Origin of the sequence: Bradyrhizobium australiense, assembly GCF_013114825.1 — a bacterium.
Classification (GTDB): Bacteria; Pseudomonadota; Alphaproteobacteria; order Rhizobiales; family Xanthobacteraceae; genus Bradyrhizobium; species Bradyrhizobium australiense.
On the sequence record NZ_JAAVLX010000013.1, the window covers coordinates 54,464 to 71,008 of the forward strand.

The following is a 16,545-nucleotide window of genomic DNA, read 5'->3' on the forward strand; positions in this document are numbered from 1 at the left end:
AGTTAAGGCGGGATGCCCGGGTCAAACCCGGGCGTGACGATCACTGAGCAAAAGAAAAGCCCCGGCGCGAGGCCGGGGCTTCAACTCTTGAACCTGATCGGCAGTGCTAATCGCGCTGGCCGAGGAGCTGCAGGAGCAGCGTGAACAGGTTGATAAAGTTCAGGTAGAGCGATAGTGCGCCGGTAATCGCCGCACGCTCTTCAACGTCAGCACCTCCCGAGGCGTAGCCGTAGATGTACTCGTTCTTCAGCCGCTGGGTATCCCAGGCGGTGAGGCCCGCGAACACCAGCACGCCGACCACCGAGACGATGAACTGCAGCATCGAGCTCGCCAGGAACAGGTTGACCAGGCTCGCGATGATGACGCCGATCAGACCCATGAACAGGAACGATCCCATGCCGCTCATGTCACGCTTGGTGGTGTAGCCATAAAGGCTGAGCGCACCGAAGGTGGCCGCGGTGATGAAGAACACCCGAACGATCGAGGTGTGCGTATACACCAGGAAGATCGACGACAGCGAAATGCCCATCAGCGCCGAGAATACCCAGAACAGCATCTGGGCGGTCGCCGGCCGCAGCCGGTTGATGCCGGCCGAGATCGCGAACACCATCACCAGCGGCGCGAGGATGAACAGCCACTTCAGCGGGCTGACGAACATCGCGTAGCCGAACTGCGTCAGGTAGGCGTTGCCGAACCTGGCGACGGCGCCGGCCTGGTCGGTCGTCACCGCGGCCATATAGACGCCGAGCGCCGCAAGGCCGGTGATCGCCAGGCCGATGCTCATGTAGTTGTAGATGCGCAGCATGTAGGCGCGCAGACCGGCATCGACGGCCGCGGCGTCAACGCGTCCGGCGGCCCGGCCGAAAGGAGATACGTAGTTACGGTCTAGGTCCGACATGGTCGAATTCCCGTTGGTTGCCCGGCGGAGCGCAAGGGGTTTGCGGCGCCGGTTAGATTTCTATCTCAGATGTCCCGATCTGCCGACGTTAATTTTACGTCATCATCCCGGCCACTGATCTTGGCTGGTATGTGGGAAACTAACACATTCGCCGCAAGCTTCCACGCGCGGCTGAATGTCGCTTCTCGCGGCCATTTCCCCGTAAAAGCAGCGTTAACCCCGCGTTTCCGCCGCTACAAATTGTCACAAATTCCGTAACACGCTGGCCGGCTTCTGGTTCAGGGCCAGCAACGTCCCGGCGAGCCCCAGCCCCACCGTGACGATCAGGGCGGCTGCGACCACCCCGGCCGCGCTGCCGGCCTGCCAGATGAAGCTCAGCGTCATCAGCCGGGTCACGATCAGCCAGGCCGCGATCGAGCCCGCGATCACGCCGAATATCGCCGTCGCGAGGCCGATCATGAGGTACTCGAGCGCATACGCGCCCAGCAGACGCGCCCGGGTTGCGCCGAGCGTCTTCAGGATGACCGCGTCGTAGACCCGGTGGCGGTGGCCGGCGGCGAGCGCGCCGCCAAGCACCAAGATCGCCGAGATCAGGGTGACCGCGCTGGCGCCGCGGATGGCGAGCACGAGATTGGTGACGACAGTGCCGACGGTCTCCAGCGCCTCGCGGACCCGCACGCTGGTCACCATTGGAAAGGCGTCCGCCACCTGCTTGATGATTCGGGCGTCGCCCGCCGGGTCCGGGTGAGCTTCGGATAGCGTCGCGACATGGCTGTGCGGCGCGCCCTTGAAGGCGTTGGGCGAGAACACCAGCACGAAGTTGATGCCCAGCCCCTGCCAGTCGATGTTGCGCAGATTGCTGATTTTGGCCGGGATGTCGCGGCCGAGCACGTTGACCACGATCTCGTCGCCGATCTTGAGTCTCAAGCCGTCGGCGATCTTTTTTTCCATCGAGACCAGCGGCGGGCCGCTATAGTCGGCGCTCCACCATTCGCCCGCGACGATCTTCGAGCCCTTGGGGATTTCGCCGGTATAAGTCAGGCCGCGGTCGCTCTGCAGCACCCATTCGCTATCCTGCGACGGCTTGAGCTGGTCGGCCTTGAGGCCGCGGGCGCCGACGATGCGTCCGCGCAGCATCGGCACGTCTTCAACGGTCGATTGCGGCGCGACTTGCTTGAGGAAGGAGCCGAAGCGGTCGGCGTCCGCGGTCGGGATATCGATGAAGTAGAATGATGGTGCGCGCTCCGGCAGCGCGGCCAAAAATTGCCGGCGCAGATTGCCGTCGATCTGGGTGATGGTGACGAGCACGGCTAATCCCAGCCCGAGCGACATCACGACCGAGGGGGTCAGCGCGCCGGGCCGGTAAATATTGGCGATCGCCAGTCGGAGCATGGTGATGCGGCTGCGTGGCAGCCGGCGCGCCAGCGCCATCAGGCCGGCGGCGACGCCGCGTAGCAGCGCGAACACTGCTATCGAAGCGACCACGAATACGGCCGCAACCCGTTTGTCATAGGCAAGCCCAATGGCGACGGCGACCAGAAGTGCGATCACCAAAGCCATCAGCGCGAGATAGCCCCAGCGCGGACGATGCCATTCGCGGGCAACTTCCTCGCGAAACAGCGCCGCAACCGGCACGTCGTGCACCCGGCCGAGCGGCCATAATCCGAATGCAAGCGCGGTAAGCAGGCCATAGACGAACGACAGCGCCAGTTCGTCCGGATGCAGGGCAGGAATCACCGGCAAGGGCAGCAGCTTGCCGAACACGCCGACGATGACGAACGGCAAGGCCGCGCCGGCGGCGAGCCCGATCACCGAGCCTATTCCCGCGAGCACCACCACCTGCGTCAGGTAGATCGTGAAGACGTCGCGGCCGGTGGCGCCCAGCGCCTTGAACGAAGCGATGACGTCGCGGCGGCGATCGATATGGCTCTTGACCGCGTTGGCGACGCCGACCCCGCCGACCAGAAGTGCGGCGAGGCCGACCAGCGTCAGGAACTGGGTGAAGCGGTTGATCGTGCGTTCGAGTTGCGGCGAGGCGTTGCCGCGGCTTCGGATCTCCCAGCCGGCTTCGGGCAGGACGCTCCGCGCGCTGTCGATCAGTTGCGTGGCGGCGCGTTCGTCGGCCGCGTTGTCCGGCAACCTGAGACGATAGATCCAGCGCACCAGGCTGCCCGGCTGCAGCAAGCCGGTAGCGCGCAGGCTCGCTTCGCTGACGAGAACGCGCGGGCCCAGACCGACATTGCCGGCGAGCTTGTCCGGCTCGGCGCCGACCACGCTGCGGATTTGGAATGTTGCGTTGCCTATCGTGACGCGATCGCCGATCTTGAGATCGAGCCGCGCCAGCAATGTAGAATCGACCGCCGCGCCGAACGCGCCGTCGCGTTCTGCCAAGAGATCCGCCATCGGCATTTTGGGATCGAGCGTCAGCTCACCCAGCATCGGGTAGTTGCCGTCCACCGCCTTGAGCTCGACCAGCGCCAGCTTGCCGTCATGGCTGCGGGCCATGACGCGCAGCGCCGCCGCCATCGAAACCTGGCCACGCGCGCGCAGAAAGGCGATTTCGTCCGGCTTGGCCTCGCGCTGGATCAACGAGAACGCCACGTCGCCGCCAAGCAGCGTGCGGCCTTCGCGCTCCAGACCTTCGCTCAGGCTCGCCGCCACCGAGCCGACGCCGGCAATCGCCATTACGCCGAGCGCGATGCAGGCGATGAAGACGTAAAAGCCGCGCAGGCCGCCGCGCAATTCGCGCAGCGCGTAGCGCAGGGCAAGCGATGACGCACGGCTGCGATAGACGGGTTCGGAAATGGCGGTCATGAATGGCTGTCGATCCGGCCGGAGCGCAGCCGCACCACGCGGTCGCAGCGCTGTGCCAGCGAACTGTCGTGCGTCACCAGCACCAGCGTCATGCCGCGCTCGGCATGCTTGGTGAAGAGCATGTCGACGATCTGCTTGCCGGTGGTCTCATCGAGATTGCCGGTCGGCTCGTCCGCGACCAGAATGGCGGGATCGGGTGCCAGCGCGCGAGCCAGCGCGACGCGCTGCTGCTCGCCGCCCGACAATTGCGTCGGGTAATGATGCAGGCGCTCGCCGAGGCCGACCGACGTCAATTCTTTCGCCGCGCGCTCTGCCGCGTCGGGACTACCGGCAAGCTCCAGCGGCACCGCGACGTTTTCCAGCGCCGTCATGGTCGGGATCAGATGGAACGACTGGAATACGATGCCGACCTGACGGCCGCGGAAGCGGGCGAGCGCGTCCTCGTCGAGGGCATTGAACGGCGTGCCGTTCACCACCACCTCACCGCTGTCAGGACGTTCCAACCCCGCCATCACCATCAGCAAGGTCGATTTGCCCGAACCTGACGGCCCGATCAGGCCGATCGCCTCGCCCGATGCCACACGAAGGCTGATATTTTTCAGGATATGAACGCGGGCGGCACCGGTGCCGAGCGAGAGGTTGACGTTCGAAATGGAAATCGTGTCCGGCCCAAGGCCGACCAGTGAAGAGGGTTCAATGCGACTGTCCATGGCTCGGTCATATGGCACTTCCGCCGCTCGGGTCGAGGGCTTGAAGCGGATGTTTGCGCACATACGCGTGTTGATTATGGCTTTGATGACGGCCGGGCCGGTCTTGGCCCAGACCCCGGCCGCCGCGCCCGCCAAGCCTGTCAAAATGGTCGTCCTCGGCGATTCCTTGAGCGCCGGCCTTGGCCTCTCGGCGCCGGCGGCGTTCCCCGCCCGCCTGCAAAAGGCCTTGAGCGACAAGGGGATAAAGGTCGACATGATCAATGCCGGGGTGTCCGGCGATACCACGTCCGGCGGCCGCGACCGGCTGGACTGGTCAATCCCGGAGGGAACCGAGGCTGTGATTCTCGAACTCGGTGCCAACGACGCCCTGCGTGGTATCGATCCCGCCATCACCCGCGCCGCCTTGACCGACATCCTGACCCGGCTGAAGGCGCGCAACATCGCCGTTCTCTTGTGCGGGATGCTCGCCCCGCCCAATTACGGCAGCGAATATGCGGCGCGCTTTAACGCCATCTATCCGGAGCTATCGAAAGCGTTCGGCGTGCCGCTCTACCCGTTCTTCCTGGAGGGGGTTGCGAGCGAGGCCAAGCTCAACCAGGCCGACGGAATTCATCCGACAGCCGAGGGTGTCGATATCATCGTGAAGAATATTCTGCCTATGGTGGAGGCATTTATTGGCACGATCTCCGGGCAGCGGAGTTGAAAAAGCAGCAACGAATGAGATTACCCCAAGATTTTCCCGTAGCTTTGCGGAGTGCTCGCGCCGCATGCTTCGCAGGGTCATATAAGTCGGGTAGGAATTGGTCATCGGTGATTCGTCACCGGGTTTGCTTCCAGGCGTGAGCCCTTGGGTTTTGCGCCTTCGCATCGAGGATTCGCGATGCCCCGTTTGTTTGCTGGACTGGAAATTCCGGCCGATGTCGGCCAGACCCTTTCCAATTTGCGTGGCGGCCTTCCCGGCGCACGCTGGATCGATCCCGAAAATTACCACGTCACCTTGCGCTTCATCGGCGATATCGACGGCATGTCGGCGAATGAAATCGCCTCGATGTTGTTTCGGGTCAACCGCAAGCCGTTCGAGGTCAAGGTGCAGGGGCTGCAGAGCTTTGGCGGCAAGAAACCGCGCGCGGTGGTCGCTTCCGTCGAGCCGAGCCGGCCGCTGATCGAACTGCAGGCCGAGCTCGAGCGGCTGATGCAGCGGCTCGGGCTCGATCCGGAAGGGCGCAAATTCATTCCCCATGTGACGCTGGCGCGGCTGCATGACGCCTCCAGCCAGGACGTTGCCGATTATTTATCGGTGCGCGGCTACTTTCCGAGCCGCACGTTCTGGGCCTCGCGCTTCGTGCTGTTCTCGTCCCGCGCGTCCACCGGCGGAGGACCTTATGTGGTCGAGGATTCCTACGCGCTGAGCGCGTGAGGGGCAGGCGGTCACCGCATTCTCCTGCTGTCATGATCCGCGAAAGCGGATGATCCAGTATACCAGAGACGCCTGAGATAGATCCAAGAGGCCGCGGCGTACTGGATACCCCGCCTCCGCGGGGTATGACGATCCAGGAATGGCTTCGCTTGCATACCCCCAGCACCAATTCACGGCTTGCAATTTCCGCGCGCTTGAGGCCGAAAGGGGCCATGCTGTCGACTGACCCCACCTCGTTCCGCGCACAGTATCAGGCTCTGGTTTCCTCCGGAGCGATCGAGGCCGATGCCGCGCAGGCCGATGCTGCCGAGGCGTTCGCTGCGCTCGAAGAGCGCCTGTCGACCTACAAGCCGGCGCGCAAGCTAAGCCTGCTTGGCCGATTGTTCGGCGACAAGAGCGAACCGCCGCCGCGCGGGCTTTACGTTCATGGCGAGGTCGGCCGCGGCAAGACCATGCTGATGGACCTGTTCTTTCAGCACTCACCGGTCCAGCACAAGCGCCGTGCCCATTTCCACGAATTCATGGCCGAGGCGCATGAGAAGATCTACGCCTATCGCCAGAACATAGCGCGGGGTGAAATCGCAGACGGCGACGTGATCGAACTGACGGCGAATGCAATCTTCGACGAGGCGTGGCTGTTGTGCTTCGACGAATTCCACGTCACCGACATCGCCGACGCCATGATCCTGGGGCGGCTGTTCTCAAAATTGTTCGAGCTCGGTACCGTCGTGGTGGCGACTTCGAACGTCGCGCCCGAAGACCTCTACAAGGGCGGCCTCAACCGCGCGCTGTTCCTGCCGTTCATTTCGCAGATCGAAGATCGTATGGACGTGTTGCGGCTCGATGCGCGCACCGATTTCCGGCTGGAAAAACTTGTCGGCGTGAAGATGTGGCTGGTGCCCCCGGATGATGAAGCCGGCGCCGCACTCGACCGCGCCTGGAGCAAGATGACCGGCAACGCGCCGTGCAAGCCGCGCGACATTGCGATCAAGGGCCGCGTCCTGCGCGTGCCCTGTTCGGCGCACGGCGTGGCGCGCTTTAGTTTCTCCGACATCTGCGAAAAGCCGCTGGCCGCCTCGGATTACCTGCGGCTGGCGCACGATTATCACACCATCCTGATCGACCGCATTCCGGTGATGGATTACGCCGAGCGCAACGCCGCCAAGCGCTTTATCTCGCTGATCGACACGCTGTATGACAACGCGGTGAAGCTGATGGCCTCGGCCGAAGCCGATCCGGTGTCGCTGTATCTAGCTACCGAGGGCGCTGAAGCCAACGAGTTCAAGCGAACCGCGTCGCGGCTGATCGAGATGAGTTCCGAATCCTACCTGGCCCTCCCGCACGGCCGGAAGGATTCCGCGGCCAGCGGATCTAGCACGGGGCTGGTGGAGACGTGATCCGTCGTTCCGGGGCGCGCGAAGCGCGAACCTCAGGTGCGCGATTGCGCACTGGGGGATCCAGAAGTCGTGGCGCGAGATTCCGGGTCGATGCTGCGCATCGCCCCGGAATGACGTTGCTTCTTGGCATACCTGACCGAATTCAAGGCGCGGCCTTAGAATTGGGCATGCCCCGGCTTGAACCGGCCATTCGAAAGGGATAACCAGCCATCCAACTGATTATCCACCCCTCACTCTTCGTCTCAGAAGGACAAACTTCCCATGGCGCGCGACAAGATTGCTTTGATTGGCTCCGGTCAGATCGGCGGAACGCTGGCTCACCTCGTCGGCCTGAAGGAGCTCGGCGACGTCGTGATGTTCGATATCGCCGAGGGCGTTCCCCAGGGTAAAGCGCTCGACATCGCGCAATCTTCCCCGGTCGACGGCTTCGACGCCCATCTCACCGGCGCCAATTCCTACGAGGCGCTCGATGGCGCCAAGGTCTGCATCGTCACTGCCGGTGTGCCGCGCAAGCCCGGCATGAGCCGTGACGACCTCCTGAGCATCAACCTCAAGGTCATGGAGCAGGTCGGCGCCGGCATCAAGAAATATGCGCCCGATGCGTTCGTCATCTGCATCACCAACCCGCTGGATGCGATGGTGTGGGCGCTTCAGAAAGCCTCTGGCCTGCCGCACAAGAAGGTGGTCGGCATGGCCGGGGTGCTCGACTCCGCGCGGTTCCGCTATTTCCTGGCCGATGAATTCAACGTCTCGGTCGAGGACGTCACCGCCTTCGTGCTCGGCGGCCACGGCGACACCATGGTGCCGCTGACGCGTTACTCCACCGTCGCCGGCATTCCGCTGCCTGATTTGGTCAAGATGGGCTGGACCTCGCAGACGCGCATCGACGAGATCGTCGACCGCACCCGCAACGGTGGCGCCGAAATCGTCAATCTGCTGAAGACCGGTTCGGCCTTCTACGCGCCGGCCGCTTCGGCGATCGCGATGGCGGAGAGCTATCTGAAGGACAAAAAGCGCGTGCTGCCCTGCGCCGCCTATCTCAACGGCGAGTACAGCGTGAAGGACATGTATGTTGGCGTCCCCGTCGTGATCGGCTCGAAGGGCGTCGAGCGCATCGTCGAGATTGAGCTGGCCGGCAAGGACCGCGAAGCTTTCGACAGGTCGGTCGGCGCCGTTCAGGGTTTGGTCGATGCCTGCAAGAAGATCGCGCCCGACCTGCTCGGACGTTGATTTTACTCGGCTTTCGCCCCTCGCCGGGGCGAACGCCGTTTTCAGGGTTGCAGTTCTCTTGGTATATGGTATGCCAACTACCAATGCCGGTGAACTGTAGAACTCGCCGCTAAGGGTTTTGGGGAGCGTCCAGATGAATATCCATGAATACCAGGCCAAGGCTCTGCTGCGTGAATTCGGCGTGCCGATTTCGCGCGGCGTGCCTGTGTTGAAGGCCTCGGATTCTGAGGCTGCCGCCAAGCAGCTTCCCGGCCCGATCTGGGTGGTGAAGAGTCAGATCCATGCCGGCGGCCGCGGCAAGGGCAAGTTCAAGGAAGCTTCCGCCGGCGACAAGGGCGGCGTCCGCATCGCGAAATCCGTCGCCGAGGTCAACGAATTCGCCAAGCAGATGCTGGGGGCGACGCTGGTCACGGTGCAGACCGGCCCGCAGGGCAAGCAGGTCAATCGCCTCTACATCGAGGAAGGATCGGACATCGACAAGGAGTTTTATCTTTCAATTCTGGTCGATCGTGAATCTTCTGAAGTGTCATTCGTGGTTTCGACCGAAGGCGGCGTCAATATCGAAGAGGTAGCCCATAACACGCCTGAGAAGATCGTGACCTTCTCCGTCGATCCGGCAACCGGCATCATGGGCCATCACGGCCGCACGGTCGCGAAGGCCCTGAAGCTCACCGGCGATCTCGCCAAGCAGACGGAAAAGCTGGTGACGCAGCTCTACACGGCCTTCGTTGCCAAGGACATGGCGATGCTGGAGATCAATCCGCTCGTGGTCACCAAGCAGGGCCAACTGCGCGTACTCGACGCCAAGGTATCGTTCGATGACAACGCGCTGTTCCGTCATCCCGAGGTGGCTGTGTCGTTACGCGATTTGACCGAGGAAGATGCCAAGGAAGTCGAGGCGTCGAAGTACGATCTCAATTACGTCACGCTCGACGGCACCATCGGCTGCATGGTCAACGGCGCCGGCCTTGCGATGGCGACAATGGACATCATCAAGCTCTACGGCATGGAGCCCGCCAACTTCCTCGACGTCGGCGGCGGCGCCAGCAAGGAGAAGGTTGCGGCAGCCTTCAAGATCATTACTGCCGACCCGAACGTGAAGGGCATTCTGGTCAACATCTTCGGCGGCATCATGAAGTGCGACATCATCGCCGAGGGCGTGGTGGCTGCCGTGAAGGAAGTCGGCCTGAAAGTGCCGCTGGTCGTGCGGCTCGAAGGCACCAATGTCGACGCCGGCAAGCAGATCATCCGCGAGTCGGGTCTCAACGTAGTGCCGGCCGACAATCTCGACGATGCCGCACAGAAAATCGTGAAAGCCGTCAAGGGAGGCTAGCGATGGCTGACCATCTCGCCGCACCTCAACCGCTGGAAGAACACCGCCGGCTCGCGGTTTTTGCGGGCGAGTGGGCGGGCGAGGAAGTGGTCTATCCGTCACGTTGGACGGCAGGCGGTCCTGCGACCTCGCATGTGGTCGCGCGCATTGATCTCAACGGCTTCTACCTGATTCAGGACACCCGCCAGATGCGGGACGGCATGGAGACCTTCGCCACTCACGGCGTGTTCACCTACGACCGCGACGACCGGACCTACAAATTGTTTTGGCACGATTCGCTCGGCTACTATTCGCCGGCACCGGCCTCCGGCGGCTGGAGCGGCAAGTCGCTGGTGCTCGTGCGCGGTTCGCTGCGCGGCAACGCGCGCCACGTCTACGAAGTCGTCGATGACGACAACTACACCATGAAGATCCAGTTCTCGCCTGATGCCGAAGGATGGGCCGACGTGCTCACCGGCACGTACCGTCGCATTCATTAACCCCTCGTTCACGGTCACCGAAGAAAGCGTTCGCAATCATGTCCGTTCTGATCGACAGCAACACCAAAGTCATCTGCCAGGGTTTTACGGGCAAGAACGGCACGTTCCATTCGGAAGCCGCGATCGCCTATGGCACCAAGATGGTCGGCGGGACTTCGCCGGGCAAAGGCGGCTCGACCCATCTCGGCCTGCCGGTGTTCGACACCGTTCGCGAGGCGCGCGAGAAGACCGGCGCTGACGCCAGCGTGATCTACGTTCCGCCGCCGGGCGCGGCGGACGCGATCTGCGAAGCGATCGATGCGGAAATCCCGCTGATCGTCTGCATCACCGAGGGCATTCCGGTGCTCGATATGGTGCGTGTGAAGCGTTCATTGTCGGGATCGAAATCGCGCCTGATCGGGCCGAACTGCCCGGGCGTGATGACCGCGGGCGAGTGCAAGATCGGCATCATGCCGGCCAACATCTTCAAGCCGGGCAGCGTCGGGATCGTTTCCCGTTCGGGCACGTTGACCTATGAGGCCGTGTTCCAGACCACCCAGGAGGGTCTCGGTCAGACCACCGCGGTCGGCATCGGCGGCGACCCGGTCAAGGGCACCGAATTCATCGACGTGCTGGAGATGTTCTTGGCCGATCCCAAGACCACCTCGATCATCATGATTGGTGAAATCGGCGGCTCCGCCGAAGAAGACGCCGCCCAGTTCATCAAGGACGAGGCCAAGCGCGGCCGCAAGAAGCCGATGGTCGGTTTCATCGCCGGCGTCACCGCACCTCCCGGCCGCCGCATGGGGCATGCTGGCGCGATCATCTCCGGCGGCAAGGGCGACGCCGGATCCAAGACGGCGGCCATGGAACAGGCCGGAATTACGGTCTCTCCGTCGCCGGCACGGCTAGGACATACCCTTGCCGAAAAGTTGAAGTTCTAATTCAGTCCTTGGTTCTTTTAGGCGCGAATATCCGCCCTAAATAGGGTAAAGCTTCATTACCGAGCTGGTTCGGGCCTCCCGGACCGGCTACAGCGCCGTTTTCCATGCGCAAAGCGAAACTCACCAGGACGCCATCATGTCTCGCCAGGACGCGAACGCAGCATTTGCCCTCTCCTCATTTTTGCAGGGCACCAACGCCACCTATATCGACGACCTCTACGCCCGCTACGAGCAGGACCCCGGCTCGGTCGACAGCGAATGGCAGGAATTCTTCAAGAGCCTGAAGGACACCCCGGCCGACGTCCAGAAAAACGCCGAGGGCCCGTCCTGGGGCCGCGACAACTGGCCGCTCACGCCGCAGGACGAACTGACCTCGGCGCTGGACGGCAACTGGGTCACTGTCGAGAGGGCCGTCGGCGCCAAGCTGGCCGCCAAGGCGCAAGCCAAGGGCGCCGAACTGTCCCCTGCCGACGTCAACCAGGCGACGCGCGATTCGGTCCGAGCCCTGATGCTGATCCGCGCCTACCGAATGCGCGGCCATTTCCACGCCAAGCTCGATCCCCTCGGCATCGAGGCGCCGCGTGATCGCGAAGAGCTCGATCCGCGCACCTATGGCTTCACCGAAGCGGATTTCGACCGCAAGATATTCCTCGACCATGTGCTCGGCCTCGAATACGGCACACTGCGCGAGATCGTCGCCATCTGCGAGCGCACTTATTGCCAGACGCTCGGCGTCGAATTCATGCACATCTCCAACGCCGCGCAGAAGGCCTGGATCCAAGAACGCATCGAGGGTCCGGACAAGGAAATCAGTTTTACGCGCGAAGGACGCCGCGCGATCCTGAACAAGCTGGTCGAAGCCGAAGGGTTTGAAAAATTCTGCGACCTCAAGTTCACCGGCACCAAGCGCTTCGGCCTCGACGGCGGTGAATCGCTGATCCCCGCGCTGGAGCAGATCATCAAGCGCGGCGGCAATCTCGGCGTGAAGGAAATCGTCCTGGGCATGCCGCATCGCGGCCGGCTCAACGTGCTGACGCAAGTGATGGGCAAGCCGCATCGCGCGTTATTTCATGAATTCAAGGGCGGCTCGGTCAACCCGGACGCGGTCGAAGGCTCCGGCGATGTCAAGTACCATCTGGGCGCATCGTCCGACCGCGAATTTGATGGCAACAAGATCCATCTGTCGCTGACCGCCAACCCGTCGCACCTGGAAATCGTCGATCCCGTCGTGCTCGGCAAGGTGCGCGCCAAGCAGGACCAGCATGGCGATCCGCCGGATATGCGCATTTCCGTGCTGCCGATGCTGATGCATGGCGACGCGGCGTTTGCAGGGCAGGGGGTAGTCGCGGAATGCTTCAGCCTATCCGACCTGAAGGGCTATCGCACCGGCGGCTCGCTGCATTTCATCGTCAACAACCAGATCGGCTTCACCACCTATCCGCGCTACTCGCGCTCCTCGCCCTATCCGTCCGACGTGGCGAAGATGATCGACGCGCCGATCTTCCATGTGAACGGCGACGATCCGGAAGCGGTGGTGTTCGCCGCCAAGGTCGCGATCGAATTCCGGCAGAAATTCCACAAGCCGGTCGTGATCGATATGTTCTGCTATCGCAGGCATGGCCATAACGAGGGCGACGAGCCGGCGTTCACCCAGCCGGTGATGTACAAGCGCATCGCCTCGCACCCCTCGACGCTGGAGATCTATGCCAAGCGTCTGATCGCCGACGGCGTGATGACGGAGGGCGAAGTCGAGAAGGCCAAGGCCGACTGGCGCGCGCGGCTCGATGCCGAGCTTGAGGCAGGTTCCGGCTACAAGCCGAACAAGGCCGACTGGCTCGATGGCAAATGGGCGGGCTTCAAATCCGCCGACCAGGAAGAGGACGCCCGCCGTGGCGTCACGGGCGTCGATATCACTGTCCTCAAGGATATCGGCCGCAAGATCACCAAGGTGCCGGACGGCTTCCGGGTTCACCGCACCATCCAGCGCTTCCTGGAAAACCGTGCCAAGGCGATCGACAACGGCGTCGGCATCGACTGGGCGACCGGCGAGGCGCTGGCGTTCTGCACGCTGCTGCAGGAAGGCCATCACGTCCGGCTGTCGGGACAGGACTCCGAGCGCGGCACCTTCTCGCAGCGCCATTCGGTGCTGATCGACCAGGAAGACGAGAGCCGCTACACGCCGTTCAACCATCTCGGCCACGACCAGGGCCATTACGAGGTCATCAACTCGCTATTGTCCGAAGAGGCGGTGCTCGGTTTCGAATACGGCTATTCGCTGGCCGAGCCGAACGCGCTGGCGATGTGGGAAGCGCAGTTCGGCGACTTCGCCAACGGCGCGCAGGTGCTGTTCGACCAGTTCATCTCTTCGGGCGAGCGCAAATGGCTGCGCATGTCTGGCCTCGTGTGCCTGTTGCCGCATGGCTATGAAGGGCAGGGACCGGAGCATTCCTCGGCGCGGCTCGAGCGCTATTTGCAGATGTGCGCCGAAGACAACATGCAGGTGGTGTATCCGACCACGCCGGCGAATTACTTCCACGTGCTGCGGCGCCAGTTGCATCGCGAAATTCGCAAGCCCCTGATCATGATGACGCCGAAGTCGCTGCTGCGCCACAAGCGTGCCGTCTCGCGGCTCGACGAGCTCGGTCGCGATACGACCTTCCATCGTATTCTCTACGATGACGCGCAGATGCTGCCCGACGAGAAGATCAAGCTGGTACCGGACGACAAGATCCGACGCGTCGTGCTGTGCTCGGGCAAGGTCTACTACGATCTCTACGAGGAGCGCGAAAAGCGCGGCGTCGAGGACATCTACCTGCTTCGCGTCGAGCAGCTCTATCCGGTGCCGCTGAAGGCGCTGGTGCAGGAACTCGGCCGCTTCAAGAACGCCGAGGTGGTCTGGTGCCAGGAAGAGCCGCGCAACATGGGCGCGTGGCACTTCATCGAGCCGTATCTCGAATGGGTGCTGAACCAGATCCACGCGCCGAACCGGCGTCCGCGTTACGCGGGCCGCGCGGCGTCGGCGGCAACTGCCACCGGTTTGATGTCGAAACACCTGGCGCAGCTCAAGGCGATGCTGGACGAGGCGCTGAACTAGGAAACCCGTCATGCCCCGCGAATGCGGGGCATCCAGTACGCCGCGCCGTTAGAACTTAATCGTGACCGTCCCGGCGTACTGGATCGCCCGCTCCAGTGCACAAGGCGGGCGATGACCACATTGGAATTGATGACGCTTAAGGTTGCTGAGGAAACCATACCATGACTGAAATTCGTGTTCCGACGCTCGGCGAGTCCGTGACAGAAGCCACCATCGGCCGCTGGTTCAAGAAGGCCGGCGAGGCGGTGGCGGTGGACGAGCCGTTGGTCGAGCTCGAGACCGACAAGGTCACCATCGAAGTGCCGGCGCCGTCCGCCGGCGTGCTCGGCGAGATCGCGGCCAAGGACGGCGAGACCGTCGCCGTCGGCGCGCTGCTCGGGCAGATCAACGACGGGGCGGCGGGCGCCAAGCCGGCCGCGGCCGCGCCTGCGCCCGCCAGGGCCGCCGCCCCGGCTGCAGCGCCCGCCCCACCGCCTGCCGCGGCTCCGAAGGCGCTGGTATCGGACGCGCCGCTGGCGCCGTCGGTTCGCAAACTCTCCGCCGAGAGCGGTATCGATGCCGCGACCGTGCCAGGCTCCGGCAAGGACGGCCGCGTCACCAAGGGCGACATGCTGGCCGCGATCGAGAAGGCGGCTTCAGCGCCGACCCCGGTCAATCAGCCGGCCGCTTCCGTGCAGGTGCGCGCACCGTCGCCGGCCGATGACGCCGCGCGCGAGGAGCGCGTAAAGATGACGCGGCTGCGCCAGACCATCGCGCGGCGGCTGAAGGATGTGCAGAACACGGCCGCGATGCTGACGACCTTCAACGAGGTCGACATGAGCCACATCATGGCGATGCGCGCGCAGTACAAGGACGTGTTCGAGAAGAAGCACGGCAGCAAGCTCGGCTTCATGGGTTTCTTCACCAAGGCCGTGGTGCAGGCGCTGAAGGACATCCCGGCCGTCAACGCCGAGATCGATGGCTCTGACCTGATCTACAAGAACTACTACCACATCGGCGTCGCCGTCGGCACCGATAAGGGCCTGGTCGTGCCCGTGGTCCGTGACTGCGACCACAAGTCGATCTCCGACATTGAAAAATCGATCGCCGATTTCGGCCGCCGCGCCCGCGATGGCCAGCTCAAGATCGACGAGATGCAGGGCGGCACCTTCACCATCACCAACGGCGGCATCTACGGCTCGCTGATGTCGACGCCGATCCTCAACGCGCCGCAGTCCGGAATTTTGGGCATGCACAAGATCCAGGAGCGGCCGATGGTGGTCGGCGGCAAGATCGAGGTGCGCCCGATGATGTATCTGGCGCTGTCCTACGATCACCGCGTGATCGACGGCAAGGAAGCGGTGACGTTCCTGGTCCGCGTCAAGGAAAGCCTGGAGGATCCGGCGCGTCTGGTGCTGGATCTCTGAAATATTCGACCTGCCGGCGTTGGCGTTCGAGGCCTGCGCCCGCGAGCCGTGGATCGATGCGCGTTGATTTGTGGGGGCTGATGTGACGGACAAGGTTGTTGTGATCACCGGCGGCAGCCGCGGCATTGGCCGCGCCGCCGCGCTCGCCTCCGCCGCGCGCGGCTTCCGCGTCGTGGTCGGCTACGTCAGCAATGAAGCGGCGGCGAAGGAAGTCGTCTCGGAGATCGAGCGCAAGAACGGCAAGGCCATTGCCGTGAAATGCGATGTCGGCAGCGAGGCGGACATTCTCGCGCTGTTCAAGGCGGCGGACGAATTCGGAACGTTAGGGGCGCTCGTCAACAATGCCGGCATTGTTGGCCCATCGATACGGGTCGAGGATATGTCGGCCGAACGCATCCAGCGCATGATGGCGGTGAACGTCACCGGCAGCATCTTATGCGCGCGCGAGGCGGTGAAGCGGATGTCGACCCGCAACGGCGGCGCGGGCGGCGCCATCGTCAATCTTTCCTCGGTCGCGGCGAAACTCGGTTCGCCCAGCACGTATGTCGATTATGCGGCGTCCAAGGGCGCGGTGGATTCCTTCACCGTCGGCCTCGGTCACGAGGTTGCCGGCGAGGGCATTCGCGTCGTTGCGATCCGGCCCGGCCTGATCGATACGGAGATTCATGCTTCCGGTGGCGAACCCGATCGCGCGCACCGGCTGGCGCATATGGTGCCGATGAAGCGCGTCGGCACCGCGGACGAAATCGCCAATGCCATCGTTTGGCTGATCTCGGACGAGGCGTCCTACGTCACCAGTGCCATCCTTGATGTGTCGGGCGGGCGGTAATACCTGACATTTTTC

Annotated in this window: 13 protein-coding genes; 10 read left to right on the plus strand and 3 right to left on the minus strand. The window is 63.4% G+C overall.

Going from position 1 to position 16,545, the window contains the following annotated elements; genetic code table 11:
- Window positions 1–106 precede the first annotated feature (106 nt).
- From HCN58_RS31355 to HCN58_RS31365, 3 genes are all read right to left on the minus strand, one after another.
- Window positions 107–898: a Bax inhibitor-1/YccA family protein gene (locus tag HCN58_RS31355; RefSeq protein ID WP_171583218.1), complete on the minus strand. Its 792-nt coding sequence runs from the start codon at window positions 896–898 to the stop codon at window positions 107–109.
- Window positions 899–1,141: 243 nt separating this feature from the next.
- Window positions 1,142–3,712, minus strand: a complete 2,571-nt coding sequence (locus HCN58_RS31360; protein ID WP_171583219.1) for an ABC transporter permease — start codon at window positions 3,710–3,712, stop codon at window positions 1,142–1,144.
- Window positions 3,709–4,422: an ABC transporter ATP-binding protein gene (locus tag HCN58_RS31365; RefSeq protein ID WP_171583220.1), complete on the minus strand. Its 714-nt coding sequence runs from the start codon at window positions 4,420–4,422 to the stop codon at window positions 3,709–3,711. The genes HCN58_RS31360 and HCN58_RS31365 overlap by 4 nt, the downstream gene beginning before the upstream one ends.
- Here HCN58_RS31365 and HCN58_RS31370 point away from each other — a divergent pair.
- The 10 genes from HCN58_RS31370 to HCN58_RS31415 all read left to right on the plus strand — a co-directional run bounded on the left by HCN58_RS31370 (window position 4,421) and on the right by HCN58_RS31415 (window position 16,530).
- A complete protein-coding gene (locus HCN58_RS31370) occupies window positions 4,421–5,125 on the plus strand; it encodes an arylesterase (RefSeq protein ID WP_171583302.1) in 705 nt (234 codons plus the stop codon). The genes HCN58_RS31365 and HCN58_RS31370 overlap by 2 nt on opposite strands.
- A 177-nt stretch (window positions 5,126–5,302) precedes the next feature.
- Window positions 5,303–5,839, plus strand: a complete 537-nt coding sequence (gene thpR / locus HCN58_RS31375) for an RNA 2',3'-cyclic phosphodiesterase (protein ID WP_171583221.1) — start codon at window positions 5,303–5,305, stop codon at window positions 5,837–5,839.
- A 212-nt stretch (window positions 5,840–6,051) separates the two neighbouring features.
- Window positions 6,052–7,236, plus strand: a complete 1,185-nt coding sequence (gene zapE, locus HCN58_RS31380) for a cell division protein ZapE (RefSeq protein ID WP_171583222.1) — start codon at window positions 6,052–6,054, stop codon at window positions 7,234–7,236.
- Between the two features lie 261 nt (window positions 7,237–7,497).
- On the plus strand, window positions 7,498–8,466 hold the full coding sequence (gene mdh / locus HCN58_RS31385; protein WP_171583223.1) for a malate dehydrogenase: 969 nt from the start codon (window positions 7,498–7,500) through the stop codon (window positions 8,464–8,466).
- A gap of 133 nt (window positions 8,467–8,599) precedes the next feature.
- Window positions 8,600–9,799 carry an ADP-forming succinate--CoA ligase subunit beta gene (gene sucC, locus HCN58_RS31390; protein ID WP_171583224.1) on the plus strand — a complete coding sequence of 400 codons (1,200 nt, stop codon included), beginning with the start codon at window positions 8,600–8,602 and terminating at the stop codon, window positions 9,797–9,799.
- A 2-nt stretch (window positions 9,800–9,801) separates the two neighbouring features.
- Entirely contained in the window at window positions 9,802–10,278 is a 477-nt protein-coding gene (locus tag HCN58_RS31395; protein WP_171583225.1) for a DUF1579 family protein, read from the plus strand.
- 38 nt (window positions 10,279–10,316) lie between these two features.
- A complete protein-coding gene (sucD, locus tag HCN58_RS31400) occupies window positions 10,317–11,201 on the plus strand; it encodes a succinate--CoA ligase subunit alpha (protein WP_171583226.1) in 885 nt (294 codons plus the stop codon).
- Between the two features lie 136 nt (window positions 11,202–11,337).
- Window positions 11,338–14,295 (plus strand): 2-oxoglutarate dehydrogenase E1 component, encoded by a 2,958-nt coding sequence (locus HCN58_RS31405; protein WP_171583227.1) that lies wholly within the window; start codon window positions 11,338–11,340, stop codon window positions 14,293–14,295.
- Window positions 14,296–14,456: 161 nt separating this feature from the next.
- Window positions 14,457–15,701 (plus strand): 2-oxoglutarate dehydrogenase complex dihydrolipoyllysine-residue succinyltransferase, encoded by a 1,245-nt coding sequence (odhB, locus tag HCN58_RS31410; RefSeq protein ID WP_171583228.1) that lies wholly within the window; start codon window positions 14,457–14,459, stop codon window positions 15,699–15,701.
- A gap of 82 nt (window positions 15,702–15,783) precedes the next feature.
- The gene (locus HCN58_RS31415; protein WP_171583229.1) at window positions 15,784–16,530 is read left to right on the plus strand and encodes an SDR family oxidoreductase; all 747 of its coding nucleotides are present in this window, start codon (window positions 15,784–15,786) and stop codon (window positions 16,528–16,530) included.
- Window positions 16,531–16,545: the final 15 nt, after the last annotated feature.

Bases quoted from the DNA above. Each gene is read 5' to 3' on its own strand.
- HCN58_RS31355 (WP_171583218.1), bottom strand. From the start codon at position 898: ATGTCGGACCTAGACCGTAACTACGTATCTCCTTTCGGCCGGGCCGCC.
- HCN58_RS31360 (WP_171583219.1), bottom strand. From the start codon at position 3,712: ATGACCGCCATTTCCGAACCCGTCTATCGCAGCCGTGCGTCATCGCTT.
- HCN58_RS31370 (WP_171583302.1), top strand. From the start codon at position 4,421: ATGGCTCGGTCATATGGCACTTCCGCCGCTCGGGTCGAGGGCTTGAAG.
- HCN58_RS31365 (WP_171583220.1), bottom strand. From the start codon at position 4,422: ATGGACAGTCGCATTGAACCCTCTTCACTGGTCGGCCTTGGGCCGGAC.
- thpR (WP_171583221.1), top strand. From the start codon at position 5,303: ATGCCCCGTTTGTTTGCTGGACTGGAAATTCCGGCCGATGTCGGCCAG.
- zapE (WP_171583222.1), top strand. From the start codon at position 6,052: ATGCTGTCGACTGACCCCACCTCGTTCCGCGCACAGTATCAGGCTCTG.
- mdh (WP_171583223.1), top strand. From the start codon at position 7,498: ATGGCGCGCGACAAGATTGCTTTGATTGGCTCCGGTCAGATCGGCGGA.
- sucC (WP_171583224.1), top strand. From the start codon at position 8,600: ATGAATATCCATGAATACCAGGCCAAGGCTCTGCTGCGTGAATTCGGC.
- HCN58_RS31395 (WP_171583225.1), top strand. From the start codon at position 9,802: ATGGCTGACCATCTCGCCGCACCTCAACCGCTGGAAGAACACCGCCGG.
- sucD (WP_171583226.1), top strand. From the start codon at position 10,317: ATGTCCGTTCTGATCGACAGCAACACCAAAGTCATCTGCCAGGGTTTT.
- HCN58_RS31405 (WP_171583227.1), top strand. From the start codon at position 11,338: ATGTCTCGCCAGGACGCGAACGCAGCATTTGCCCTCTCCTCATTTTTG.
- odhB (WP_171583228.1), top strand. From the start codon at position 14,457: ATGACTGAAATTCGTGTTCCGACGCTCGGCGAGTCCGTGACAGAAGCC.